The organism is Streptomyces sp. P1-3, from assembly GCF_050613155.1.
GTDB lineage: Bacteria > Actinomycetota > Actinomycetes > Streptomycetales > Streptomycetaceae > Streptomyces.
This window is the reverse complement of the sequence record NZ_CP192512.1, coordinates 5,641,182-5,664,905: the sequence shown is the minus strand read 5'-3', so window position 1 is coordinate 5,664,905 and position 23,724 is coordinate 5,641,182. Positions and strand designations below refer to the sequence as shown.

General features: G+C 73.8%; 21 protein-coding genes, 1 pseudogene and 1 riboswitch. Of the genes and pseudogenes, 15 read left to right on the top strand and 7 right to left on the bottom strand.

Features of this window, described 5'->3' with window-relative positions; genetic code table 11:
* The first annotated feature begins 135 nt into the window (after window positions 1-135).
* A complete protein-coding gene (locus ACQUSR_RS24095) occupies window positions 136-756 on the top strand; it encodes a TetR family transcriptional regulator (RefSeq protein ID WP_431044693.1) in 621 nt (206 codons plus the stop codon).
* A gap of 87 nt (window positions 757-843) precedes the next feature.
* Here ACQUSR_RS24095 and ACQUSR_RS24090 read toward each other — a convergent pair whose 3' ends face one another.
* From ACQUSR_RS24090 to ACQUSR_RS24080, 3 genes are all read right to left on the bottom strand, one after another.
* Window positions 844-2,289 (bottom strand): glyceraldehyde-3-phosphate dehydrogenase, encoded by a 1,446-nt coding sequence (locus tag ACQUSR_RS24090; RefSeq protein WP_431044692.1) that lies wholly within the window; start codon window positions 2,287-2,289, stop codon window positions 844-846.
* Between the two features lie 123 nt (window positions 2,290-2,412).
* Window positions 2,413-2,646 carry a ferredoxin gene (locus ACQUSR_RS24085; protein ID WP_431044691.1) on the bottom strand — a complete coding sequence of 78 codons (234 nt, stop codon included), beginning with the start codon at window positions 2,644-2,646 and terminating at the stop codon, window positions 2,413-2,415.
* A gap of 4 nt (window positions 2,647-2,650) precedes the next feature.
* Window positions 2,651-4,120 (bottom strand): aldehyde dehydrogenase, encoded by a 1,470-nt coding sequence (locus ACQUSR_RS24080; RefSeq protein ID WP_431044690.1) that lies wholly within the window; start codon window positions 4,118-4,120, stop codon window positions 2,651-2,653.
* A 195-nt stretch (window positions 4,121-4,315) separates the two neighbouring features.
* On the opposite strand from ACQUSR_RS24080, the gene ACQUSR_RS24075 reads away from it, so the two are divergent.
* From ACQUSR_RS24075 to ACQUSR_RS24045, 7 genes and pseudogenes are all read left to right on the top strand, one after another.
* A complete protein-coding gene (locus tag ACQUSR_RS24075) occupies window positions 4,316-5,353 on the top strand; it encodes an MBL fold metallo-hydrolase (RefSeq protein WP_431047796.1) in 1,038 nt (345 codons plus the stop codon).
* Window positions 5,354-5,416: 63 nt separating this feature from the next.
* Window positions 5,417-5,554, top strand: a riboswitch (cobalamin riboswitch).
* Between the two features lie 154 nt (window positions 5,555-5,708).
* Window positions 5,709-7,007, top strand: a complete 1,299-nt coding sequence (locus ACQUSR_RS24070; RefSeq protein ID WP_431044689.1) for a prenyltransferase/squalene oxidase repeat-containing protein — start codon at window positions 5,709-5,711, stop codon at window positions 7,005-7,007.
* 422 nt (window positions 7,008-7,429) lie between these two features.
* Complete coding sequence (locus ACQUSR_RS24065; protein ID WP_431044688.1) at window positions 7,430-8,146, top strand: SCO2322 family protein; 717 nt, start codon at window positions 7,430-7,432, stop codon at window positions 8,144-8,146.
* Window positions 8,147-8,250: 104 nt separating this feature from the next.
* Window positions 8,251-9,354, top strand: a pseudogene (locus tag ACQUSR_RS24060) (energy-coupling factor transporter transmembrane component T); the annotation flags it as partial.
* 482 nt (window positions 9,355-9,836) lie between these two features.
* Complete coding sequence (locus ACQUSR_RS24055) at window positions 9,837-11,594, top strand: ABC transporter ATP-binding protein (protein WP_431044687.1); 1,758 nt, start codon at window positions 9,837-9,839, stop codon at window positions 11,592-11,594.
* Window positions 11,595-11,759: 165 nt separating this feature from the next.
* The gene (locus ACQUSR_RS24050) at window positions 11,760-12,680 is read left to right on the top strand and encodes an ECF transporter S component (protein WP_431044686.1); all 921 of its coding nucleotides are present in this window, start codon (window positions 11,760-11,762) and stop codon (window positions 12,678-12,680) included.
* A gap of 324 nt (window positions 12,681-13,004) precedes the next feature.
* Window positions 13,005-13,364, top strand: coding sequence for a transglycosylase SLT domain-containing protein (locus tag ACQUSR_RS24045; protein WP_431044685.1), 360 nt, complete (start codon window positions 13,005-13,007; stop codon window positions 13,362-13,364).
* Window positions 13,365-13,453: 89 nt separating this feature from the next.
* On the opposite strand, the gene ACQUSR_RS24040 is transcribed toward ACQUSR_RS24045, so the two are convergent.
* Window positions 13,454-14,623: a steroid 3-ketoacyl-CoA thiolase gene (locus tag ACQUSR_RS24040; protein WP_431044684.1), complete on the bottom strand. Its 1,170-nt coding sequence runs from the start codon at window positions 14,621-14,623 to the stop codon at window positions 13,454-13,456.
* A 238-nt stretch (window positions 14,624-14,861) separates the two neighbouring features.
* On the opposite strand from ACQUSR_RS24040, the gene ACQUSR_RS24035 reads away from it, so the two are divergent.
* From ACQUSR_RS24035 to ACQUSR_RS24020, 4 genes are all read left to right on the top strand, one after another.
* A complete protein-coding gene (locus ACQUSR_RS24035) occupies window positions 14,862-16,094 on the top strand; it encodes a cytochrome P450 (RefSeq protein WP_431044683.1) in 1,233 nt (410 codons plus the stop codon).
* A 255-nt stretch (window positions 16,095-16,349) separates the two neighbouring features.
* Entirely contained in the window at window positions 16,350-16,970 is a 621-nt protein-coding gene (locus ACQUSR_RS24030) for a DUF6230 family protein (protein ID WP_431044682.1), read from the top strand.
* Window positions 16,961-17,461, top strand: coding sequence for a DUF6114 domain-containing protein (locus tag ACQUSR_RS24025; RefSeq protein ID WP_431044681.1), 501 nt, complete (start codon window positions 16,961-16,963; stop codon window positions 17,459-17,461). The genes ACQUSR_RS24030 and ACQUSR_RS24025 overlap by 10 nt, the downstream gene beginning before the upstream one ends.
* A 60-nt stretch (window positions 17,462-17,521) precedes the next feature.
* A complete protein-coding gene (locus tag ACQUSR_RS24020; protein ID WP_431044680.1) occupies window positions 17,522-18,223 on the top strand; it encodes a hypothetical protein in 702 nt (233 codons plus the stop codon).
* Window positions 18,224-18,342: 119 nt separating this feature from the next.
* Here the strand turns inward: ACQUSR_RS24020 and ACQUSR_RS24015 are convergent, their stop codons facing one another.
* Genes ACQUSR_RS24015 through ACQUSR_RS24005 form a run of 3 tightly spaced genes read right to left on the bottom strand, consistent with a single transcriptional unit; the run spans window position 18,343 to window position 22,084 of the window.
* On the bottom strand, window positions 18,343-18,900 hold the full coding sequence (locus tag ACQUSR_RS24015; protein ID WP_431044679.1) for a superoxide dismutase family protein: 558 nt from the start codon (window positions 18,898-18,900) through the stop codon (window positions 18,343-18,345).
* A 40-nt stretch (window positions 18,901-18,940) separates the two neighbouring features.
* Complete coding sequence (locus ACQUSR_RS24010) at window positions 18,941-19,969, bottom strand: XRE family transcriptional regulator (protein ID WP_431044678.1); 1,029 nt, start codon at window positions 19,967-19,969, stop codon at window positions 18,941-18,943.
* A gap of 9 nt (window positions 19,970-19,978) precedes the next feature.
* Window positions 19,979-22,084: a bifunctional glycosyltransferase 87/phosphatase PAP2 family protein gene (locus ACQUSR_RS24005; protein ID WP_431047794.1), complete on the bottom strand. Its 2,106-nt coding sequence runs from the start codon at window positions 22,082-22,084 to the stop codon at window positions 19,979-19,981.
* A gap of 332 nt (window positions 22,085-22,416) precedes the next feature.
* On the opposite strand from ACQUSR_RS24005, the gene ACQUSR_RS24000 reads away from it, so the two are divergent.
* From ACQUSR_RS24000 to ACQUSR_RS23990, 3 genes are all read left to right on the top strand, one after another.
* On the top strand, window positions 22,417-22,743 hold the full coding sequence (locus tag ACQUSR_RS24000; RefSeq protein WP_431044677.1) for an antibiotic biosynthesis monooxygenase family protein: 327 nt from the start codon (window positions 22,417-22,419) through the stop codon (window positions 22,741-22,743).
* Between the two features lie 99 nt (window positions 22,744-22,842).
* Window positions 22,843-23,049: a hypothetical protein gene (locus ACQUSR_RS23995; protein ID WP_431044676.1), complete on the top strand. Its 207-nt coding sequence runs from the start codon at window positions 22,843-22,845 to the stop codon at window positions 23,047-23,049.
* A gap of 93 nt (window positions 23,050-23,142) precedes the next feature.
* Entirely contained in the window at window positions 23,143-23,697 is a 555-nt protein-coding gene (locus tag ACQUSR_RS23990) for a GNAT family N-acetyltransferase (RefSeq protein WP_431044675.1), read from the top strand.
* The last annotated feature ends 27 nt before the right edge of the window (window positions 23,698-23,724 follow it).

The following is a 23,724-nucleotide window of genomic DNA, read 5'->3' as shown; positions in this document are numbered from 1 at the left end:
GGGGCACGGCAGGTGATCCGCACCACTGGCGGCCGTCGTCGGCCGGCTCACCGAGACGACTCGCGCCACCCCCCTGGCCCTGCCATCATGCACGGAGTCCGCAGCCTGCAGACGGAACGCACCGAAGTAGGACACATGACCGCAGAAGCCAAGCCAGCCTCCCTGCAGCTGACCGAGCGGCAGGAGGCGCGTCGCCGCCGGATCCTGCACGCCAGCGCCCAGTTGGCGAGCCGCGGCGGCTTCGACGCTGTGCAGATGCGCGAGGTGGCGGAGCTGTCCAGCGTGGCGCTCGGCACGCTGTACCGCTACTTCCCCTCCAAGGTGCATCTGCTCGTCGCGACGATGCAGGACCAGTTGGAGCAGATGCACGAGGCGCTGCGGAAGCGGCCGCCCACCGAGCGGGAGCCCGCGGCCCGGGTCGCCCAGACCCTGATGCGCGCCTTCCGCGCCCTCCAGCGGGAGCCGCACCTGGCGGACGCGATGGTGCGGGCGCTGACGTTCGCGGACCGCTCGGTGAGCCCGGAGGTGGACACGGTCTCCCGGCTGACCACGGCGATCATCCTGGACGCGATGGGGCTTCAGGGGCCGCCCACGGCGGAGCAGCTGTCCGCGGTGCGGGTGATCGAGCACACCTGGCACTCGGCGCTGGTGACCTGGCTGTCGGGGCGGGCGTCGATCGCCCAGGTGAAGATCGACATCGAGACGGTGTGCCAGCTGATCGACCTCACGGCGCCGGGGGCCGCGACCTCGCGCTGACCCCCTCGCCGGCCCGTCCCGCACGCGTCCGCGTCCCGGACGGGCTCGATTCCTCGGCCCGTCCGGGACGCGCTGCCGGCGGCTGGATCAGACCAGCGGGGCCGGGTAGGTCGGGTACTCCACCCCGGAGACGTACTGGACGACGCGGATGACCTGGCAGGAGTAGCCGAACTCGTTGTCGTACCAGAGGTAGAGGATCGCGTTGTCGCCGTCGACCTTGGTGGCGCCGGCGTCGACGATCGAGGCGTGGCGCGAGCCGACGAAGTCCATGGAGACGGCGTCGGGGGCGGTGGTGAAGTCGATCTGGCGCTTCAGCGGCGAGTTCAGCGAGACGTCACGGAGGTACTCGAGGACCTCGTCGCGGGTGGTCTCTCGGCCCAGGCGCAGGCTCAGGATGGCGATCGAGACGTCCGGGACGGGGACGCGGATCGAGCTGCCGGTGATCGGCGCCTTGAGGTCGGGCAGCGCCTTGGCGACGGCGGAGGCGGCACCGGTCTCGGTGATGACCATGTTGAGCGGCGCCGAGCGGCCCCGGCGGTCGGCCTTGTGGTAGTTGTCCAGCAGGTTCTGGTCGTTGGTGAACGAGTGGACGGTCTCCACGTGGCCGCGCAGGACGCCGTACTCGTCCGCCATCGCCTTCAGCGGCGGGACGATCGCGTTGGTGGTGCAGGACGCGCAGGACAGGACCCGCTCGTCCGGCTTGATCGTGTCGTGGTTGACGCCGTGGACGATGTTGGGGACGTCGCCCTTGCCCGGCGCGGTCAGGACGACCTTGTCGATGCCGGGGCGCAGGTGCTTGGACAGGCCCTCGCGGTCGCGCCACTTGCCGGTGTTGTCGATGAGGATGGCGTCCTTGATGCCGTACGCCGTGTAGTCGACCTCCGACGGGTCGTTGGCGTAGATCACCTTGATCTCGTTGCCGTTGGCGATGATCGTGCTGTTCGCCTCGTCGACGGTGATCGTGCCCTGGAACTGGCCGTGGATGGAGTCGCGGCGCAGCAGCGAGGCGCGCTTGACGATGTCCTGGTCGCCGCCCTGGCGGACGACGATGGCGCGCAGCCGCAGGCCGTTGCCGGAGCCGGCCTTCTCGATGAGCAGGCGGGCGACGAGCCGGCCGATGCGGCCGAACCCGTAGAGGACGACGTCACGCCCCTCGCGGCACTCGATCTTGTTGGCACCCGTGGCGCCGGCGACGGCCTCGGCGGTGAAGTCCGCCACCGACAGACCGCGGTCGTCGGTCTTGTACGTCGCGGCGAGCATGCCGATGTCGATCTGGGACGGGCCGAGGTCGAGTGTGGTGAGGGCCTGCAGGAACGGCAGCGTCTCGGTGACCGAGAGCTCCTCGCCGGCGATCTGCCGGGCGAACCGATGGGTCTTGAGGAGGCTGACCACCGACTTGTTCACCAAGGAGCGGCTGTGAAGCAGGACGGTGACGTCCCGCTCCCGGTGCAGCTTCCCGATGATCGGGATCATCGACTCCGCGATCTCCTCGCGGTTCTTCCAGTTGGTGAACGAGTCGTCGTTGACAGTCACGTGGATATCTTTCGAGCTAGGCGGCGCTCATATGCTAACCCCCTCGCCGTTTTGATCATTCAACGGTGCCCCCTGAGCGGGCCGCCGTGATCGGGCCGCGGGTCCGCACCCGGGGGAAACGGCCTAGTCCTCCGGGGGGAAGACGGGTTCGCCGGTGTCGCTCAGGCGCAGCAGAACGGCCTCGACCGGGCAGCCCTCCGCCGCGCTCAGCACCGCGTCCGAGGCCGGCACCTCGGCGTCGACGGGCCGCGACCGCCGGGCCGAGTCGAGCCGGAACGCCCCGGGCGCCGTATGGACGCACATCCCCGAGCCGACGCACAGCCCGCGGTCGACGGCCACCCGCCAGCGGTCCCCCATCGCCTCAGCCCTCCCAGTCGGCCGGCAGGTGGATCGTCTGGTGCTCCAGGTACGCGGCGAACCCCTCGGGGCCGAATTCCCGCCCCAGCCCGGAGTTCTTGAAGCCGCCGAACGGGCCGAGCATGTCGAGGCTGAAGGTGTTCACGGAGAACGTCCCGGTGCGGATGCGCCGGGCGACGCCGATGCCGCGTTCGACGTCGGAGGTCCAGACGCTGCCGGAGAGCCCGTAGTCGGAGTCGTCGGCGATCCGTACCGCCTCCTCCTCGCTCTCGTACGGCAGCAGGCAGATGACCGGGCCGAAGATCTCCTCACGGGCGATCCGCATCTCGTTGCGGACGTTCCCGAAGAGTGTCGGCTCGACGTACCAGCCGGTCTCCGGGGACGGCGGGCGGCCGCCTCCCGTGAGCAGTTCGGCGCCCTCGCGCCGCCCGATGCCGATGTAGTCGAGGGAGCGCTGCTGCTGGCGCCGTGCGACCAGCGGGCCGACCTGGGTGGCCGGGTCGAACGGGTCGCCCACGACCAGCGCGGCGGCGGCGGCCGTGAGGCGTTCGGCGATCTCCGCGTAGTGGCCGCGCGGGGCGAGGATGCGGGTCTGGGCGACGCACGCCTGGCCGTTGTTCATCCACGCGTTGGGGACGATTCCGGCGACGGCGGCGTCCAGATCGGCGTCGGGCAGGATGACGGCGGCCGACTTGCCGCCCAGCTCCAGCGTCACCCGGGTCAGGTGGCGCGCGGCGACCTCCATGACCCGCCGGCCCGCCGCCACGGACCCGGTGAAGGACACCTTGTCGACGCCCGGGTGACCCACCAGGTACTCGCCGACCTCGGGGCCCGCGGGCAGGACGGACAGCACGCCGTCCGGCAGCCCCGCCTCGGCGGCGATCTCCGCGAGCAGGTACGAGTCGAGCGGGGCCTCCGGGGAGGGCTTGAGGATCACCGGGCAGCCTGCCAGCAGCGCGGGCGCGAGCTTGGCCGCGGCCACGAACTGCGGGGCGTTCCACGGCACGACGGCCGCCACCACCCCGACCGGCGCGCGCCGCACCAGCAGCGGCCCCAGGATGCCGGTTCGGCGCTCCTCGTAGCCGGCGTCACGGGCGACCGCTAGGGCCGCCTCCCACACCATCACCGCACCGAGCGCCTGGCCGAGGACGCTCCAGGAGTACGGGCTGCCGTTCTGGGCGGTGACGGTCCGGGCGATCTCCTCGTGCCGGGCGGCGATCGCGTCCTTGATCCGGGTGACGACCGCGATCCGCTCCTTGGGGTCGGTACGCGGCCAGGGGCCGGTGTCGAAGGCGGCGCGCGCGGCGGCGACCGCCCGGTCCACGTCCTCGCGGGTGGCGTGCGGTACGCGGCCGATGACCGCCTCGGTGTGCGGTGAGACGACCTCGATGACGTCCCGGCCCGCGGGTTCGGCCGGGGCGCCGCCGATGACGAGGTGGCCGTACTCGACACGACCGGTCGCGGGGTCCGTCATGGTGGGAACCTCCAGGGATTCGGCCGTCGCCCGGCTCCGGCTTCGACAATAACTGACGCTGCGTCAGAACTGATACCAGTTCTCGCTATAGTGGGCAACGGCCGTGCGGCGACAGGGGGTTCGGTGACCGGACACGCGGAAGGGCAAGCGGCGGGGCGGGCGGGATGGCGGGCCGACGGACCGGAGGCCCGCCGGGTGACCTCGCACGGCGGCGGCGTGTGGAGCATCCCGGTCCCGATCCCCGACAATCCGCTGGGCCACACCCTCGTCCACCTCCTGGACACCGATCGCGGCCCGGTCCTGATCGACACCGGCTGGGACGATCCGGCGGCCTGGGACGCGCTCACCACCGGCCTCACCGCCTGCGGCACGGCCGTGTCGGACATCCACGGCGTCCTCCTCACCCACCACCACCCCGACCACCACGGGCTCTCGGGCCGGGTGCGCGAGGCGTCCGGCGCGTGGCTGGCGATGCACGCCGCCGACGCGGCCGTGGTGCGTCGCACCTGCGCCGCCGCGCCCGGCCACTGGCTCGACTACCTCACCGACCGGCTGACCGCCGCCGGGGCACCCGAGGACCACCTCGCCCCGCTGCGCGCCGCCCGCGCCGCGGGACACGCCGGCGCCCTTCCCGGACTCGCCGCCGCGCTGCCCGACCGGCACATCACCCCGGGCGCCCTCCTCGATCTGCCCGGCCGCAGACTGCGGGCCGTATGGACACCGGGCCACACCCCGGGCCATGTCTGCCTGCACCTAGAGGAGCGGCACCCGGCGGGCGCGACGGGCAGCGGCCGGCTCTTCTCCGGCGACCACCTGCTCCCCGGCATCTCCCCGCACATCGGCCTCTACGAGGACCCGGACGACGGCGCGAACGCCGGCGAGGCCGACCCCCTCGGCGACTACCTCGACTCGCTCGGCCGCGTCGGCCGGCTCGGCCCGGCCGAGGTGCTCCCCGCCCACCAGCACCCGTTCACCGGCGCCGCCCGCCGCGTCGGCGAACTGCTCGACCACCACGCCGCGCGCCTGGACGGCGTACGGAACCTGCTGGCCACCCCGCACACGCCCTGGCAGCTCGCCGAGCGCATGCGCTGGAACCGCCCCTGGGCGGACATCCCGTACGGTTCGCGGAACATCGCGGTCGCGGAGGCGGAGGCGCACCTGCGGCACCTGGTGAAGCGGGGGCGGGCGGCGGCGGTGCCGGGCACCGACCCGGTCGCGTACCAGGCGCGGTGAGCCCCGCCCGCCGCCGGATGCCCCACCGCGCCCCGGATGAGGCGCCCGTTAAGGTGGGCGTGCACAACTTCATCCGTGACCGATCGGGGAAAGCCGGTGCGATTCCGGCGCTGACCCGCAACCGTGAGTACGGCCCGCGTCCGCCGGTGACGGCCGGCCTGCCGTACGAGCCGGAGCACCCGTCGGCCACGACGAAGGCTCCTGCGCACCGGTGGCCGCCGCGACCGGTGCGCGGCACCGTCGAGGTCTGCGGAGCTGAGCCCGGTGCCACCATGTGCGTGTCGCGCGCGGGTGGAGGACCGTGCCCCCAGCTGCGTGCGGAACACCCCCGAACACACATCGAGAGGCACCGTCCATGAACGTACGCCGCAGCGCCGCGGCCCTGGCCGTCTCCGTCGTCCTCGGCGCGGCCACCGCCCCGGCCGCGTTCGCCGACGACGCGCCCTCCCCGAAGCCGTCCGCGCTTCCGCAGGGCCTGTACGGGACCAAGGACCCCACGTACGACGGTGTATGGCGGCAGTCCCTGGCGCTGCTCGCCCAGGACGCGGTCGGTGTCACCCCGGCGGCGTCGGGCGTGAAGTGGCTGGCCGGGCAGCAGTGCGCCGACGGCGGCTTTGTGTCTTTCCGGCACGAGACCGCCACCCCGTGCGCGGCGAAGAATGCCGACAGCAACGCCACCGCGGCCGCCGTGCAGGCGCTCGCCGCGGTCGGTGGGCACGGCGCGGCCGTCGAGAAGGGCATCGGCTGGCTGAAGAAGAACCAGAACGAGGACGGCGGCTGGGGCGTGAACCCCGGCAGCCCCAGCGACGCCAACTCCACGGCCGTGGCCATCGGCGCGTTCGCCGCCGCCCGGCAGGACCCGGCGAAAACCGCCTCAGCGAAGGGCGGGAAGACCCCGTACGACGCGCTGCTGGCGCTGCGGCTGGGCTGCGACGCGAAGAAGGACGCGCGCGGGGCGTTCGCGTACCAGCCCAAGAAGGGCGAACTGGAGCCCAATGACGTGGCCACCGTGGCCGCCGCGCTCGGCGCCACCGGCCAGGGCTTCGTGTTCGAGCCGGTCGGCAGGGACGACGACGAGGCGGTCGAGCCGCTGGAGTGCGGGGCGGACGCCGACAAGAGCGACACGAAGGCCAAGGGCGCGGACGCGGCGGAGGACGCCGCCGACGCGGCCGACGCGTACCTGGCCGCCAAGCTGGCCGGGAACGACCAGCACCTGATGGCCCCCGCCATGCCCGGCCAGGACCCCGCGCCCGACCTCGGCGGCACCGCGGACGCGGTCCTCGCGCTGGCGGCGGGCGAGCACCGGACCGCGGCCGCCAAGCCGCTCGCCTGGCTCCAGAGCAAGGACAGCGGGGCGGTCGCGTGGGCGAAGGGCGACCCGGGCGCGCTGGCCAAGCTGGTCCTGGCCACCCGCGCGGCCGGTGGGGACCCGAGCGACTTCGGCGGCACGGACCTGGTGCGGGAACTGAACGCCACCGGCCCCAAGCCGGCGGCCGCGTCGGACCACTCCGGCACGCAGAAGCAGGCCGACGAGGACGAGAAGAAGGACGAGGGCGACAGCCCCTTCGGCCTGTGGTGGTTCATCGGCGTGTGCGCCGTCGCGGGCATCGGCATCGGCTTCCTGCTCAGCGGCCGGAAGAAGCAGCAGCTCTGATGGCTGTACGGTCCGTGGCGCGGCGTCCGTACGGGCGGGCGGCCCTGCTCGCGCGGCGTGCGCCGGAGGGCCGGGGCGTAACGGCGGAGCCGGGCGTGACGGCTGGGCGAGACGTACCCGCTGGGGTGGGCATACCCGTTGGGCTGGGCGTACCCGCCGGGCCGGGCATAGCCGCTGGGCTAGGCGTACCCGCTGGGCCGGGGGTGCTGGCCGGGAGGGTCGTAGCCGCTGGGCGGGGCGCACCGGCCGGGCCGGGCGTACCCGCTGAGCTAGGCGTACCAGCCGGGCCGGGCGTACCCGCTGAGCTAGGCGTACCGGCCGGGCCGGGCGTACCCGCTGGGCAGGACATCCCGGCCTGGCCGGGCACGCAGCTCAGGCGGGGCGCGGCGCCGACCAGGCGGCGGGTCCCGGCCAGGCCGGGGGTGCCCGCCGGGCGAGGAGCCCTCGCCCGGCTGGCCGCGCTGGCCTCGTCGCTGTGCGCCGGGCTGCTGATCGCCGTCCTGGGCGCCGCCCCCGCGCACGCCCAGGGCTACCGCTACTGGTCGTTCTGGGAGCGGGACGGCGGGGAGTGGACATACGCCACCCAGGGGCCGTCGACCGCGCGGCCGGACGACGGGGACACCATCGGCTTCCGGTTCGCCGTCAGCGAGGACTCCGGGAACGCCGCCCAGCCGCGCGGCGCCCCCGACTTCGACGCGATCTGCGCCCGCACCCCGGCCAAGGGCGGCGCCAAGCGGGTCGCCGTCGTCATCGATTTCGGTACGGCGGCCCACGCGCGCGGCGGCGAGACCCCGCCCCCGGCCCGTGCCGAATGCGCGCGGGTCCGCGGTGGGGCGAGTGCGGCGGAGGCGCTCGCGGCCGTCGCGAAGCCGCTGCGCTACGACTCGTCCGCGCTGCTGTGCGCCATCGCCGACTACCCGCGCTCCGGCTGCGCGGAGCAGGCGGACGGCTCCGGTTCCGGAGGCGAGGACGGGGACGGGGCGGCGACGGGCACGGCCCGTCCGGAGCGGTCCGGCGAGCGCGCCGACGGCGATGACGACGGCGGCGAAGGGCCGTCGACCGGCCTGATCGGCGGGGCCGCCGCCGTGGTCGCGCTCGGCGCGGCCGCGTGGTGGCAGACCCGCCGCCGGCGCGGATGACCGCCGAACGACCGCACGCGCGGCGGCCCGACAGCGACCCGGGTGCGCTGCCGGACCACGGCGAGGGGACCCCGGCCGGACACGGCGGCGACCCGGTCCGGCGGATGCGGGCCGCCGTGGCGCGGCTGCGGGCTCCGGAGGGCTCGCGGCGCGATGCCCTGCACGCGGGCGCCTGGTGGCTGTGGGCGCTCGGGCTGGCGACCGCCGCGTCGCGGACCAGCAATCCGCTGCTGCTCGGGCTGCTGATCGGCGTCGCGGGCTACGTCGTGGCGGCGCGCCGCACGGACGCGCCCTGGGCCCGGTCCTACGGCGCGTTCCTCAGGCTCGGTGTCGCGGTGATCGCGATCCGGCTGCTGTTCGCCGTGCTCCTCGGCTCGCCCATCCCCGGCACCCGGGTGCTCGTGACGCTCCCCGAAGTCCCCTTGCCCGAGTGGGCCCAGGGCGTGCGGATCGGCGGTGCGGTGACCGCCGAGGGGCTGGTCTTCGCGCTCTACGACGGGCTCAAGCTGGCCACCCTGCTCATCTGCGTCGGCGCGGCGAACGCCCTCGCCAACCCGGCCCGGCTGCTCAAGTCGCTGCCCGGCGCGCTCTACGAGGTGGGCGTCGCGGTGGTCGTCGCCATGACCTTCGCGCCGAACCTCGTCGCGGACGTCCAGCGGCTGCGCGCGGCGCGGCGGCTGCGCGGCCGCCCCGACCGGGGCGTCAAGGGGCTGTTCCAGGTCGGGCTGCCGGTCTTGGAGGGCGCGTTGGAGCGGTCGGTGTCGCTGGCGGCGGCGATGGACGCGCGCGGGTACGGGCGTACCGCCCAAGTGCCGCGCGCCGTACGGCGCACCACTGCCGCGCTGACGCTCGGCGGGCTGTTCGGGGTCTGCGCCGGTACGTACGGGCTGCTGGCCGATCAGGGCGCGGGGTACGGGCTGCCGGTGCTGCTGGGCGGGCTGGCCGCCGCGCTGGGCGGGCTGTGGCTGGGGCGCCGCCGGTCGGTGCGCAGCCGGTACCGGCCCGACCGGTGGGGGGCGCGGGCGTGGCTGGTCGCCGGCTCGGGCGCGGCCGTCGCGGCGCTGATGATCTGGGCTGCCGACTACGCGCCGCTGACGCTCCATCCGCCCGCGGTCCCGCTTGTGGCGCCGGAACTGCCGCTGTGGCCCGCGTTGTCGGTGCTGCTCGGCCTGCTGCCCGCGTTCGTCGCGCCCGCCCCGCCCCGATCCGCACCGCCGCGATCCGCACCGCCGCGCCGGTCGCTGCGGCCCGGCGGACCTGCCGCGCAGGCCGGACCGTCCGGTCCGAGCTCCGCGGGCCGCTCCGACCGGACGGAACGGCCCGGTCCTCCGGCCCGCCCGAACCCGGCGCGCGGCCCGAGGCCTGCCGACCCGCCGGGCCCGGCAGAGCAGCCCAGCCCGTCGAACCGCCTCACCACACCACGCCGATCGGACCCGGCAGAGCCGCCCGCCCCGGCAGACCGCTCGGGCCCAGCAGATCGCTCGGACCCGGCAGAGCCACCCGCCCCAGCCGACCGCCCAGGCCCCGCAGAACCGCCCAGCTCAGCCAGCCGGCCTGGCCCGGCCGGCGGCCCCGGGGTTGCCGACCCACCGGGCCCGGCACCGCGGCCCAGCCCAGTAGGCCGGTCCGCCCCGCCATGCGCCTCGTCCCCTCCCCCGCCCTCCGATCCGTACCCCGAGGAGCCCTCGCAGTGATCCGTTTCGAGCAGGTGTCGGTCACGTACACCGACGCCGGCGGTCCCGCGATCCAAGGGGTCGATCTGACCGTCCCCGAGGGCGAGCTGTGCCTCCTGGTCGGTCCGTCCGGTGTCGGCAAGTCGACTCTGCTGGGTGCCGTCAGCGGTCTCGTACCGCACTTCACCGGCGGTACGCTGCGCGGCCGGGTCACCGTCGCGGGCCGCGACACCCGCACCCACCGCCCGCGCGAGCTGACCGACGTGGTCGGCACGGTGGGGCAGGATCCGCTCGCGCACTTCGTCACCGACACGGTCGAGGACGAGCTGGCCTACGGCATGGAGTCGCTCGGGCTGCCCGCCGGCACCATGCGCCGCCGGGTCGAGGAGACCCTGGACCTGCTGGGCCTGGCCGAGCTGCGGGAGCGGCCCATCGCCACGCTCTCCGGCGGACAGCGGCAGCGGGTCGCCATCGGCTCGGTCCTGACCACCCACCCCCGTGTCCTGGTCCTGGACGAGCCGACGTCGGCGCTGGACCCGGCGGCGGCCGAGGAGGTGCTGGCCGTGCTCCAGCGGCTCGTGCACGACCTGGGCACGACCGTGCTGATGGCCGAGCACCGGCTGGAACGGGTCGTGCAGTACGCGGACCGGGTCGTCCTGCTGCCCGGTCCCGGCGAGGCGCCGGTGTCCGGTGAGCCCGCCGACCTCATGGCGGTCTCGCCCGTCCACCCGCCGGTGGTGGCGCTGGGCCGGCTCGCCGGCTGGTCGCCGCTGCCGCTGTCGGTACGGGACGCGCGCCGCAAGGCGGGCCCGCTGCGGGAGCGGCTGGCGGCGGCCGGCCCGGCCCCGGCACTCACCCCGGACCGCGCGCCGGCCCCGGGCCCGGCGTTCACCCGGGACCCCGCGCAGGCCCCCGCCCCGGCGCCCACTCCAGCCCCCGCGCAGGCCCCGGGCCCGGCGCCCACCTCAGCCCCCGTGCAGGCCCCGGACCCGGCGGGCGGGCCCGCGCCCGCCGCGCCGCTGGCCGAGGCGGTGGGCCTGTCGGTGCGGCGCGACCGCGTCGAGACGCTGCACGCGGTCGACCTGTCCGTACGGCCCGGTGAGACGGTCGCGCTGATGGGCCGCAACGGCGCGGGAAAGTCCACTCTGCTGTCCGCGTTCGTGGGGCTGCACGAACCCGCCGCCGGGACCGTCCGCGTCGACGGCGCCGTCCCGCACCGCACCCGGCCCGCCGAGCTGCTGCACCGCGTGGGGCTGGTGCCCCAGGAGCCACGGGACCTGCTGTACGCGGACACGGTCGCGGCCGAGTGCGCGGCGGCGGACCAGGACGCGGGGGCGCCCGCGGGCACCTGCCGGGTGCTGGTCGGGCGGCTGCTGCCGGACGTGCCCGACACCACGCATCCGCGTGATCTGTCGGAGGGTCAGCGGCTGGCGCTGGCGCTCGCGGTGATCCTCACGGCCCGGCCGCCGCTGCTCCTGCTGGACGAGCCGACCCGCGGCCTGGACTACGCGGCGAAGGCGCGGCTGGCCGAGGTCCTGCGCGAGCTCGCGGCGGACGGGCACGCCATCGTGCTGGCCACCCATGATGTGGAGCTGGCGGCCGAGCTGGCCCACCGCGTCGTCATCCTGGCCGACGGCGAGGTGGTGGCGGACGGCCCGACGGCGGAGGTGGTCGTCTCCTCCCCCGCGTTCGCCCCGCAGGTCGCCAAGGTGCTCGCGCCGCTGCCCTGGCTGACGGTGCCGCAGGTGCGGCGGGCGCTGGAGGTGTCCGGATGAGTGCCGCCTCCCGCACCGGAGGTTCCCGGCCTGTTGCCGCCCCCCGCGCTGGAGACTTCTGGACTGGTGCCGCCCCCCGCACCGGAGGTTCCCGGCCTGTTGCCGCCCCCCCCCCCCCCCCGGAGGTTTCCGGCCTGGTGCCGCCCGCACTCCGGAGGTGTCCCGGTGAGCGCCGCCCGTACGCCCGCGACAGCTCCCGGGCGCCGGTCCGGCCCCGAGGAGCGCGGCCGGGAGAGCCGCGGCGGTCGGCGGGTGCGCGCCGTGCGGCTGGGCCCGCGGTCGATCGCCGCCCTGGTTCTGGTCTCGGCCGTGGGCGTGGTGGCCTTCGGCTGGCCGCTCCTGGCGGCGCCCGGCTCCTCGCTCGCGCACTCCTCCGACGCGCCGTGGCTGTTCGCGGCGCTCCTGCCGCTGCTGCTGGCCGTGGTGGTGGCGACCATCGCCGACACCGGCCTGGGGCCCAAGGCCGTGGCGATGCTGGGCGTACTGGCCGCCGCGGGCGCGGCGCTGCGGCCGCTGGGCGGCGGCACGGCGGGCATCGAGCCGATGTTCTTCCTGATGGTGCTCTCCGGGCGGGTGCTGGGCCCCGGCTTCGGCTTCGTCCTCGGTGCGGTGTCGATGTTCGCGTCCGCCCTGCTGACGGGCGGGGTGGGCCCGTGGATGCCGTTCCAGATGCTGTCCATGGGCTGGGTGGCGATGGGCGCCGGGCTACTGCCGAGGCCTGAACAACTGCGCGGCCGCGGCGAGCTGGTGCTGCTCGCCGGGTACGGGGCCGTCGCCTCGCTGCTGTACGGCACGGTCATGAACCTGCAAGGGTGGCCGTACATCGGCCAGCTGACGTCGAGTGTGTCCTTCGCCCCCGGCGACCCGCTCCATGAGAACCTGGCCCGATTCGTGGCGTACTGCCTGGCCACCTCCCTCGGCTGGGACCTGCCGCGTGCCGTACTCACCGTCGTGCTCACGCTCGCCCTCGGCGGCCCCGTCCTGAAGGCGCTGCGCCGCGCCACCCGCCGGGCGGCCTTCGACGCCTCCGCGGTGTTCGACGCGCCCGGCCCCGGCCCCGCCCGGGGCGCGGGGGAGCTGCGCTGAGCGGACGCAGCCGAGCGACTCGTACGTGTGAAGCGGCGTCACGCCCGCGCGGGCCGGGTACGACCGCGCTTCGTAGCGGGGCGCCGCGACGGGTCCGCACCGTGACGGGCCGTCGCCGGAGGACGGCCGGTGCCGCTCTCCGATCCGGAGTAGTACCTCCCGGCATTGCGGTCCCCTGGGGCTGCGTCAACAGTGAAGGGGTCGCCGGGTGGCACGGTCGCGCCGGGCGGCGCGCCCTGTCCTCGACGGAAGGTACGTCCCGTGTCCGGTGACCCGCTCTCCTGTCGCACCACGCCCCGTCGGAAGTCCGCGCTCCTGTGCTCCGTGGCGGCTCTGAGCGCCGCCGGTGTGGCGCTGGCCGCCGCACCGGCCGATGCGGCCGCGGGCTTTCCGCTGGGCGGCGAGGCCCGGGACATCGCCCGGCGGATGATCCCCAACAGGACGCAGTTCAAGTGCTTCAGCAATCTGGTGGAGCGGGAGAGCGGCTGGCGGGTCACGGTGACCTCGCCCAGCGGGGCGTACGGTCTACTCCAGGCACTGCCGGGCTCGAAGATGGCGTCGGCGGGCGCGGACTGGCGGACCAATCCGGCCACGCAGATCAGCTGGGGCCTGGAGTACATCAAGGACCGGTACGGGAGCCCGTGCGAGGCGTGGGCGTTCTGGCGATCCAAGGGCTGGTATTGAAGCCCTGGCGGGCTTCACATATCGGACATGGTTGCTCTACAAGCGCTGGATAGCCCTGGCGCTCCAGGCACCGAACAGCCCTGGTCGGCCTAGAGACGCTGGATGATCGTCGCCGTGGCCAGCGCGCCGCCCGCGCACATGGTGATCAGCGCGAACTCCTTGTCCGCACGCTCCAGTTCGTGCAGAGCCGTGGTGATCAGCCGGGCTCCCGTGGCGCCGACCGGATGGCCGAGGGCGATGGCGCCACCGTTGACGTTGACCTTCTCCAGATCCTGGCCGAAGAACTGCGCCCAGGACAGCACCACCGACGCGAACGCCTCGTTGACCTCGATCAGGTCGATGTCCTTGAGCGTCATCCCGGCCTTGCCGAGGACCGTCTGCGTCGCATCGATCGGCCCGTCCAGGTGGTAGTGCGGGTCACAGCCGACCAGCGCCTGCGCGACGATCCGGGCCCGCGCCCGGAGCCTGAGCGCGCGCGCCATCCGCTTGGACGCCCACATCACCGCGCACGCGCCGTCCGATATCTGCGAGGAGTTGCCGGCGGTGTGCACCGCGGTCGGCATGACCGGCTTGAGTCCGGCGAGGGCTTCCATGCTGGTGTCGCGCAGCCCCTCGTCGCGGTCGACGAGCCGCCACATGCCCTGGCCCGCGAGCTGCTCCTCCTCGGTGGTGGGCACCTGCACCGCGAAGGTCTCGCGCTTGAACCGCTCCTCCGCCCAGGCCCGCGCGGCGCGCTCCTGGGAGATCAGGCCGAGCGCGTCGACCCGCTCGCGGGTCAGGCCCCGGTGGCGCGCGATCCGCTCGGCCGCCTCGAACTGGTTGGGCAGGTCCACGTTCCACTCGTCCGGCCACGGCTTGCCGGGGCCGTGCTTGGAGCCGCTGCCGAGCGGCACCCGGGACATCGCCTCGACGCCGCAGGCGATGCCGATGTCGATGACGCCACCCGCGACCATGTTGGCGACCATGTGGTTGGCCTGCTGCGAGGAGCCGCACTGGCAGTCGACGGTGGAGGCGGCGGTCTCGTACGGCAGGCCCATGGCGAGCCAGGCGTTGCGCGCCGGGTTCATGGCCTGCTCGCCCGCGTGCGTGACCGTACCGCCGACGATCTGCTCCACGCAGTCGGGCTTGATGCCGGTGCGGGCCAGCACCTCGCGGTAGGTCTCGCCGAGCAGATAGGCGGGGTGGAGGTTGGCGAGCGCGCCACCGCGCCTGCCGATGGGGGTGCGTACCGCTTCGACGATGACGGGTTCGGCGGCCATGACTCGTCCTCTCCTCGCGCCCGCGACTCGAGCCCGCGACGGCGTCCAGCGACGGAAGTAGTACGCGTTCTAGTCCGCCCTCAGTCTGCTGAGCGCCGCGGGGGCCGCGCAAGGGGCGTGCACCGCGCTTGTACCGCAGGTAACCGCAACGAATCCGGCCCCGCCCCTTGCGACTTGTAGAACCCGTTACTACCTTCCGCAGCAATTCTGATGGTGCGTCAGGAAGGAAGTGGCGCCGATGTCCCGCCCCGAGCTACCGGACGGCTTCGACTTCACCGACCCCGACCTGTACCGGCAGCGGGTGCCGCTCCCGGAGTTCGCCCGGCTGCGGCGCACCGCGCCGGTGTGGTGGAACGCGCAGCGGCACGGGGCGGCGGGCTTCGACGACGACGGCTACTGGGCCGTCACCCGCCACGCGGACGTCAAGGAGGTCTCCACCCACCCGGAGCTCTTCTCCTCGCACCTCAACACCGCGATCATCCGCTTCAACGAGCACATCCAGCGTGAGCAGATCGACGTCCAGAAGCTGATCATGCTGAACATGGACCCGCCCGAGCACACCCGGGTCCGCCAGATCGTCCAGCGCGGCTTCACCCCGCGCGCCATACGGGCCCTGGAGGGAGCGCTGCGCGACCGCGCCGCCCGCATCGTGGCCGGGGCCCGCGAGGGCGGCACCGGGGACTTCGTCACCGACATCGCGTGCGAACTGCCGCTCCAGGCCATCGCCGAGCTGATCGGCGTCCCGCAGCGCGACCGCGCCAAGATCTTCGACTGGTCCAACAAGATGGTCGCGTACGACGATCCCGAGCTGGCCATCACCGAGGAGATCGGCACCCAGTCGGCCACGGAACTCATCTCGTACGCCATGAACCTGGCCACGGACCGCAAGGCGTGCCCGGCCCGGGACATCGTCAGCGCGCTGGTCGCCGCCGAGGACGAAGGCAACCTGGGGGCCGACGAGTTCGGGTTCTTCGTGCTGCTGCTGGCTGTCGCGGGCAACGAGACCACGCGCAACGCCATCAGCCACGGCATGCACGCCTTCCTCACCCACCCCGAGCAGTGGGAGCTGTTCAAGAGCGAGCGCCCGGCCACGGCCGCGGACGAGATCGTGCGATGGGCGACCCCGGTGGTCTCCTTCCAGCGCACCGCCACCCAGGACACCGTGCTGGGCGGACAGCCCATCAGGAAGGGCCACCGGGTCGGCCTCTTCTATGCGTCCGCCAACAACGACCCGGAGGTCTTCCCGCACCCCGAGGTCTTCGACATCGGCCGGGACCCGAACCCGCACCTGGGCTTCGGCGGCGGCGGTCCGCACTTCTGCCTCGGCAAGAGCCTGGCCGAGTTGGAGATCCGGCTGATCTTCAACGCCATCGCGGACGAGTTGCCGGGAATCCGGCTGGCGGGGCAGCCGCGGCGGTTGCGGTCCGCGTGGCTCAACGGGATCAAGGAGCTGCGGGTCAGCTACGCCTGACACCCTTCGCTACCCCCTTCGCCACACCCTTCGCTCCCTGAGCGCTGACAAGCCGTCATTTCCTGACCGAAAAGCGCCCACCCTCTGCGCTTGTCAGTGCTCTTCAGCGTCCCTACTCTCGGGTAAGTCGAGCATCGTTGACATGTTCGATTCAATCATGTGCGGTATCGAGCCGAGCCGCTTCCGAAAGCGCCGCACACGTTCCCCCAGCACGCCATGGGACTCCTCACGCTCTCTCAAAGGGGATATTTCATCATGAGGGATGAGCACGGCACATATGTCAGGGGAAGGGTGAGGTGGCGGCGGTTCGCCGCGCTCTCCGTCCCCGGTTTCGCCGCGACGGCCGCCCTGGCCGTCGCCCTGGCCAACGGCGCCATCGCGGCGTCCTTCGCCGTGTCGGGCCAGCAGTTCAAGGTCTCGGCCGACAAGCTGCAAGGCGAGGGCTTCGCCCAGTACGGCAGCGTGGACACCAACGCCCGCGGCGACATCCTGCCGGTCGCCGTGACCGCGATCAGAAAGGCGAAGATCGACAACCTCTGCCAGTCGGTCGTCACCCACCTGCCGATCATCGGAGACATCTCGCTCAAGCTGTCCGCGGGCGGCGGCGGCAAGCCCGTCGAGGCCAGCGACCTGTACATGGACGCCACCCAGATGTCCGGCGACGCGAGCTTCAACAACATCGAGATCGGCCGGGACGCCTCCACCCTCGACAAGGGGCCCGACGGCGCCCAGGGCCTCCAGGACCTGTTCGCGCAGCAGGCCGACGACATCAGCATGTCCAAGCTCCGTACGGTCGCCTGGGCCACCACCGCCGGGACCTTCAAGCTCAACGGGCTGAGCATGAAGATCAGCAAGGGCAAGAAGGAATGCTTCTGAAGGGCGTGCTTCCCAGGTGGCGCCGATGGCGCAGGGGCCGGCCCTTCTGGGGCGGCCTGGTCACCACCGCCGCGGGCGCGGAGATCGCCGCCATCCCGCTGGCGCCGATGAAGGTCATGGTCCTGCAAGGGGTCACCGGAATCGTGTCGGTGCTGCTGGGCCTCGTCCTGGTCCTGATGGGGCTGAGCGCCTGGTTCGCACCCCACTACCGGGGACTGGCGGGCGTGCTGGCCGTCATGGTCGCCGCGGCCGCCCTCGTCCTGTCCAACCTCGGCGGCTTCTTCCTGGGGACCATCCTGGGAGTCATCGGCGGCAGCCTGATCTTCGGCTGGCAGCCGCTGCCGGAAGCCGGCCCCGAACCGAGCGCACACAACGCCGAAGCGTCGGACGGCGACACACCTGACACCGGCATGCCCGACGCCGCCGCACCTGACGGCGGCACGGTTCAGGCCCGCGCGGCCGAACCGACCCCCCTCACGCACGACAGCTGATCCGGGCAGCACCCGAACCGGTCAGCCGCACTCCCCACCACCCCACGAAGGAGCCGCACGATGCGCCGTACGTTACCCAGCCGCGCCCTGCTCGCCGCCGGCGCCGGACTCGCCACCGCCGCCGCCCTGGCCCTCACCGGCTCGGCCACCGCCCACCCCACCGCCGCTACCGCCGCCGCCGGATCGACGACGGTGACCCCGGCCGGGCACTACTTCAAGGCCGCGCTCTCCGGCAAGGCCACCTTCAAGGCGGGGTCGGTCACGGTGACCTGCTCGGCCTCCGTCTCCGAGCCGACGTCGCCCACCGGCACCGACACCAAGAACCAGGTGCCGCCCGCCCCGGGCAACAGCAACGCGGACGGCCCCGTGGGCGGCCCGCTCAGCGCGCCCACGTACGGCAACTGCACCGTCAGCATCCCGGGCGTCACCGCCACCATCACCACCACCGGCGACTGGGGCGTCTCCGTCCAGAACGGCTCCCCGGTCGCCGCCAACCTCACCATCCCGACCGGCGGCTTCGTCCTCAAGACCAGCGGTCTGGCGAGCTGCACGGTCACCGCCGCGCCCACCGCCGAGGCGACCGTCACCGGCCAGTGGACCAACGGCGCACCGTCCAAGCTCGCCGTCAACGGCGCCTCGGTACCGGTCAAGGTCGTCGGCGGCTTCGGCTGCCCGACCACCGCCACGAGCTCCACCTTCACCGTGGCGTACGACGTCACCGACGCCACCGACCCCGCCTCGCAGATCACGGTCACCGGCTGACGGCGGCCGCCCGGCCGGGACCGCTCGGGTGGCGGCGGCCACCCACCGGCCCGACCATGGAAGGGCGGCGATCCACCCGGGGCGGGCGGCGGCCCCGCCCGCCCCGGTCCGTGCACCGCCTACGCGAACGGAACGTTGACGCAGGCCAGACGGGCGCCCGCGGTGCCCGCATGCCCCTCGTGGGTATCGGTGGCGTGCTCGTGGACCACCACGGAGCGCGCCCCCTGGGCCCGGAAGCGCCAGTCCACCACGGCCTCGGCCCGGCCGTTGCCGCGCGCGTCGGTGGTCAGGTCCAGCCAGACCTCGTTGCGCGCGTTGGCGTACGCGGGGTCGGTCGAGGGCTGCACGGGGTCCGGCACGTCCTGGTAGTGGGGCCCGGAGTCGGCGGGCCGGGCACCGCACGCCTTGGTGTGCGCATGGGCCCCGAACGTACGGTGCGCCTCGACGCCGTGCACCCGCAGCACGACGCGCGTACCGCCGCCCGCGACCGGGTGCGCCAGGACCGTGACCGCGCTGCCCGACGGGACCGCCGCGGTGTCGTAGGTCACCGCCTCGTAGGCGCTGGATTCGGCCACCGCGGCATACCGCTCGTGTACGAACGCCACGGGGCACTGCACCCCGCTCACGGCCGACGCGGAGGCCATCGACACGGCCAGGGCTGTCGTCGCCAACGACATCTCTCACTTCCCTCTCACGGTCCGAACTGCCGTGAAAACGCTAGCGGTTCAGGCGCGGCCCCACCGGGGGAACGGGAACAGAGGATCGCATTCGGTCGCTCTGAGGGGCCGCCGGGGGCAGCGTCCCGCCCAGCCAGTGCAGCGCGTCCCGCATCCGCGCGGGCGCCGCGGACGGCAGCCGCCCGGTGTACGCGGCGGCGGTGCGCAGCAGCTCCAGCGTCCGCCCCGAACCGGTCCCGGCCACCGTGGGAACCAGCTCCTCCACCGTCCGTACGGCCTCCCGCCAGGCGCCCGCGCCGAGGAACGCGGCGAGCAGCCGGGCGCCGAAGATCCCGCTGTAGCCGACGGTCACCCCGGACTGCTGGAGCGCCGCCCGGTGCAGCAGCGGGATCGCCCGCGCCCAGTCGCCGGCCTTCTGGTACGTCCCGCCCTGGTGGCCGTCGATCTCGTCGGCCGTCACCCACCACACCCAGGGAGGGTCGCCGGGCCGTTCACCGTCCAGCAGCAGGGAGCGGGCGCGGGCGAAGGAGCGGGCCGCGTCGGTCGCACGGCCGGTCGCGGCGAGGCCGCGCGCCTCCCGGATCCGGAAGACCGCCTCCAGGCGCGGGGTCAGCCGGCGCCGGTCCAGTACGGCACGGGCGATGGCGAGTTCGGTGCGGGGGTGGCCGATCCAGCCCGCGCGGAGGGCCGCGTTCTGGAGGGTCAGCAGCTCGGTGGCGCGATCGCCGGCGCGCCGCGCCCAGGTCAGCGCGGCGGTCTCCAGCCGGGCGGCGGCCCGGTACCGCCCGGCGTCGAAGTGCAGCCAACCGGCCACCTCGGCGAGTTCTGCGGCGGCAGCCAGCCGTTCGCGCCGTTCGGCGCGCTCGCCGGGACCGTTGCGCCCCCGGCCGTCGTGGCCCTCACGCAGCCGGTGCCGTACGACGGCGAAGGCGGCGGCAGCCTGGTCAACGGCGGACCGCGCGCCCGCCGGCCGCGCGGCCGGGTCGTTGTCCAGCGCGACCAGGCGCCGGGAGGCGGCCCGGATGCCCTCGACGGAACCGCCGTCGGTCACGTCTGGCACTTCCCCCACCGGCCGCACCTAGCGCGCGGCGTCCGCAGGCTCCGCGGCAGCGGGCTCGGCGGCGGGCGGCTCCCCGCCCTCGGCCCCGGCGGCAGACGGCTCCATGCCACCCGGCGCCGCCGAAGACGCGCCCGCGACCCCGGTCGCGGCCCCCCGCCCGCGCACCGCGAGACGTGTCCGCAGCCTGGCCAGGGCCGCCGCGCCACCACCCGGGGCGGCGATCTCCTTGGGCGGCACCTTCCCGGCGCCCGTCAGCACGTACTGGAGGGCGAACCCGGCCGCCACGACCACCGCGCCGCCGACCGCGTCCAGCACGTAGTGGTTGGCGGTGCCGACGATCACGGCGGTGGTCAGCACCGGGTACATCAGCCCGAGGATCTTGATCCACAGCTTCGGCGCGACCAGGGCGATGATGACACCGCACCACAGCGACCAGCCCACGTGCAGGGACGGCATGGCCGCGTACTGGTTGGACAGCTTGGTCAGCGCACCGAAGTCCGGGTTCTCCAGGTCCTGCGGGCCGTGCGCGGTGTCGACGTAGCCGAGGCCCGGCATCAGGCGCGGCGGGGCGAGCGGGTACAGCCAGAAGCCGAGCAGCGCGAGCAGCGTGGTGAGGGCCAGCGGGGTGCGCGCCCACCGGTAGGCCGCGGGCCGGGTCAGGTACAGCCAGGCCAGCAGGGTGATCGGGACGAAGAAGTGCAGCGAGGAGTAGTAGAACCCCATGCTGTCCTTGAGCCACGGGGTGTCCGCCACGATGTGGTTGAACCAGTGCTCGATGTCGATGTGCAGCCAGCCCTCCAGGTCGAGGATCTGGCGGCCGTGGCCCTCGGCGAGGCTCCGCTCGTCCGGCGCGTGCGCCCGGATGTAGGAGTACACGAAGTAGCCGACGCGGATGAGCATCAGCTCCAGCAGCACGTTCGGCCTGGTCAGCGGGCGCCGGTAGAGGCGCAGCAGCGGAACGTGCCGGAACCGGCTCCGCGCGGGGTCCGCGTACGCGGTCTCCACCGGCTTGTTCCACAGCGGGGAGGTGCGGGACAGGAACGGCACCACGAGCGCGGCGGCCAGCGCGGCGAGCAGCGGGGCGTTGTACGCGATGTGTCCGAGGGACTCGATGTCGGGCATCAGCGCGGTGCGGTTCAGCGTCATCACCAGCACCACAAGCACCGGCCACACCAGCCGGTCGGAGCTGCGCCTGCCCACCCGGCCGACGACGGCGAGCAGGATCCACAGCTGCTGGTACTGCCACGAGGTGGGCGAGACGGCCAGCGCGACACAGCCGGTGATGGCGGCGGCGAGCAGCAGTTGGCCGTCCTTGGCGTAGTGCACGGCGCGCCGCAGTCCGAGCACGGCCACCGCCACCGCCAGTACGGCCAGCAGGGCCAGCTCGGCGGGGCCGGACAGCCCGATGCGCAACAGCAGGCCGTGCAAGGACTGGTTGGCCAGGCCGTCGGCGGAGCCGCCGAGCCCGGCGCCGCCGATGTGGTGCAGCCAGTACGTCTGGGAGTCCCGCGGCATCACGGCCCAGGCCAGTACCGTGCACAGGGCGAAGGTGCCGCCCGCGAACGCGGTGGCCCGGCGACGCCCCGTCAGCCACTGGACGACCGCGAAGAGCAGCAGGGCGGGCTGGAGCGCCGCGGCCAGGCCGGTGAGGACACCGGCCTGCCGCTGCGAGGTCCGGGGCAGCAGCGTGAGCAGCACCAACAGGACCGGGATGATGCTGGTCTGACCGAGCGTGAAGGTGTTGCGGACCGGCAGCGAGAGCGCCATCAGGCAGAGGGCCACGGGCGCGGCGAGCAGCTTGGTGTTGCGGGAGACCGGACGGGGCAGCGTACGCGCCACGACCAGGCCGAGTGCGACGACCAGCAGCAGGGTGCCGAAGGTCCAGGCGACGCCGAGGCTCTGCTCGGCGGCGCGGGTCAGCGGCTTGAGGGCCAGTCCCGCGAAGGGGGTGCCGGTGAAGGCGCCGTCGCCGTCGTACAGCGACCCCTTGACGTGCAGGACTCCGTTCTCACCGAGCCACGTCTCCAGGTCGGTGAGCCGCTCGTCGGGTGGCAGCCGCAGCACCGCCGCGGCCTGACGCACCCCCAGCAGTCCGGCGAGAAGCCACAGGGCCCCGAGCGCCATGCCACTGCGTGACAACCGTGACCCGGAGACACCGGGTTCCGACCCCGAGCCCGGGGTGTTCCCCAGTCCGCTCCGCTCCGCGTCCGCCACGCCCGGCTGCTCCCCCACTCGCTCGTCCACCGCTTCCGTATGTCTGAGTCAGTGACCTTACTGAGCCCTGTACTCAGACGCGGAACACCCCGACTTCACCTGACTGCCGCCGGAACGTGGTCCGCGGCGTCCTGTCCCATTTCACCAGGAGTGCCGCACGGTCGGCGCGCGGGCCCCATCCTGCCGCACCTCCGCCCCCCGCCGCGCGAAGGGCTCCAGGGCCGGTACGGCAGGATGGGCGCATGAGCATCGTGAAGATCAATGTGCTGACCGTGCCCGCCGAGCAGCGGGAGGTGCTGGAGCAGCGGTTCGCCGCCCGCGCCGGCGCGGTGGAGAACTCCGACGGCTTCGAGTGGTTCGAGCTGCTGCGGCCCGTCGAGGGCACCGACCAGTACCTGGTGTACACGCGCTGGCGCAGCGAGGAGGACTTCCAGGCGTGGATGGAGGGCCCGATGAAGGCGGCTCACCAGGGCGGCGGAGAGGGTGCGCCGAAGCAGCGGCCGGCGGCGGCCGGGTCCACGCTGTGGTCGTTCGAGGTGGTGCAGCAGGCCGCGCCCAAGCAGGCCTGACGGCCGCCATCACCCGTTCGGGCTAACAGCGTTCGCCCACCCGTTCGCCCCGGCGAACGCTGTGAGGGAAGGTCCGCCCGAGCGAGAAGAGTGGTTCCCATGGGCTACAAGGAGCGCATTCAGCACCTCAAGGAAGCGTTCGGCGCGGCGAAGCGGCACGCCGACAAGGCCCGTCAGGAGGGCGCCGGCAAGAAGTCGGCGCCCGGGCAGGGCGACACCGGCACCGTCGGGAAGTACACGGACGTGGGCCAGGAGGGGACGGACCGGACCAGGGAGGGCGGGGACGAGGGCGGCAAGTCCGCGTAGCCCTCGGGCGCAGCCCCGCGTAGCCCCCGGGCGCAGCCCCGCGTACGGATATGCGCGTGCGGCGCGTCCGGCCGACCTGCCAGGATGCGCCGCATGACCGAGTCAGCCGCCGCCGCGGGTCCGCTGTGGACCGTCGCCGCGCAGCCCGTGCACTCCCCCGAGGCGTCCGCCCTGCTGCGCGAGTACTTCATCGAGGTTTCCGACCGCTGGTTCGAGCTGCACCACGGCCGCCGCTCGACGCCGGAGGAGATCGAAAGCGGGCTCCTTGAGCACCACAGCGACGATCTCGTCCCGCCGTACGGGCTGCTGCTGGTGGGTCGGCACGGCGGCGAGCCCGGCGGCTGTGTGGGGCTGCGGCTGCTCGACGCGCGTACCGCCGAGCTGGCCCGGATGTTCGTCCGGCCCACCAAGCGGAGACTGGGCGGCGGCGGGGCGCTGCTGGCCGCGGCGGAGCGGACCGCCCGCGAGCTGGGCATGCGGCGCGTGATCCTCGACACCCGGCTTGACCTGGTGGAGGCGCGTGCCATGTACGCGCGGCACGGCTACGCCGAGATCGAGCCGTACAAGCAGGACCCGTACACCGAGTGCTTCTTCGGCAAGGAGCTGGAGCCCAAAGCTTCCGGCGTGCCCGGCCCGTCCGGCCGCTGACGCCCGGCTCCCCCGCTGACGCCCGGC

Bases quoted from the DNA above. Each gene is read 5' to 3' on its own strand.
- ACQUSR_RS24095 (WP_431044693.1), top strand. From the start codon at position 136: ATGACCGCAGAAGCCAAGCCAGCCTCCCTGCAGCTGACCGAGCGGCAG.
- ACQUSR_RS24085 (WP_431044691.1), bottom strand. From the start codon at position 2,646: ATGGGGGACCGCTGGCGGGTGGCCGTCGACCGCGGGCTGTGCGTCGGC.
- ACQUSR_RS24080 (WP_431044690.1), bottom strand. From the start codon at position 4,120: ATGACGGACCCCGCGACCGGTCGTGTCGAGTACGGCCACCTCGTCATC.
- ACQUSR_RS24070 (WP_431044689.1), top strand. From the start codon at position 5,709: ATGAACGTACGCCGCAGCGCCGCGGCCCTGGCCGTCTCCGTCGTCCTC.
- ACQUSR_RS24040 (WP_431044684.1), bottom strand. From the start codon at position 14,623: ATGGCCGCCGAACCCGTCATCGTCGAAGCGGTACGCACCCCCATCGGC.
- ACQUSR_RS24035 (WP_431044683.1), top strand. From the start codon at position 14,862: ATGTCCCGCCCCGAGCTACCGGACGGCTTCGACTTCACCGACCCCGAC.
- ACQUSR_RS24030 (WP_431044682.1), top strand. From the start codon at position 16,350: ATGAGGGATGAGCACGGCACATATGTCAGGGGAAGGGTGAGGTGGCGG.
- ACQUSR_RS24025 (WP_431044681.1), top strand. From the start codon at position 16,961: ATGCTTCTGAAGGGCGTGCTTCCCAGGTGGCGCCGATGGCGCAGGGGC.
- ACQUSR_RS24020 (WP_431044680.1), top strand. From the start codon at position 17,522: ATGCGCCGTACGTTACCCAGCCGCGCCCTGCTCGCCGCCGGCGCCGGA.
- ACQUSR_RS24015 (WP_431044679.1), bottom strand. From the start codon at position 18,900: ATGTCGTTGGCGACGACAGCCCTGGCCGTGTCGATGGCCTCCGCGTCG.
- ACQUSR_RS24005 (WP_431047794.1), bottom strand. From the start codon at position 22,084: ATGGCGCTCGGGGCCCTGTGGCTTCTCGCCGGACTGCTGGGGGTGCGT.
- ACQUSR_RS24000 (WP_431044677.1), top strand. From the start codon at position 22,417: ATGAGCATCGTGAAGATCAATGTGCTGACCGTGCCCGCCGAGCAGCGG.
- ACQUSR_RS23995 (WP_431044676.1), top strand. From the start codon at position 22,843: ATGGGCTACAAGGAGCGCATTCAGCACCTCAAGGAAGCGTTCGGCGCG.
- ACQUSR_RS23990 (WP_431044675.1), top strand. From the start codon at position 23,143: ATGACCGAGTCAGCCGCCGCCGCGGGTCCGCTGTGGACCGTCGCCGCG.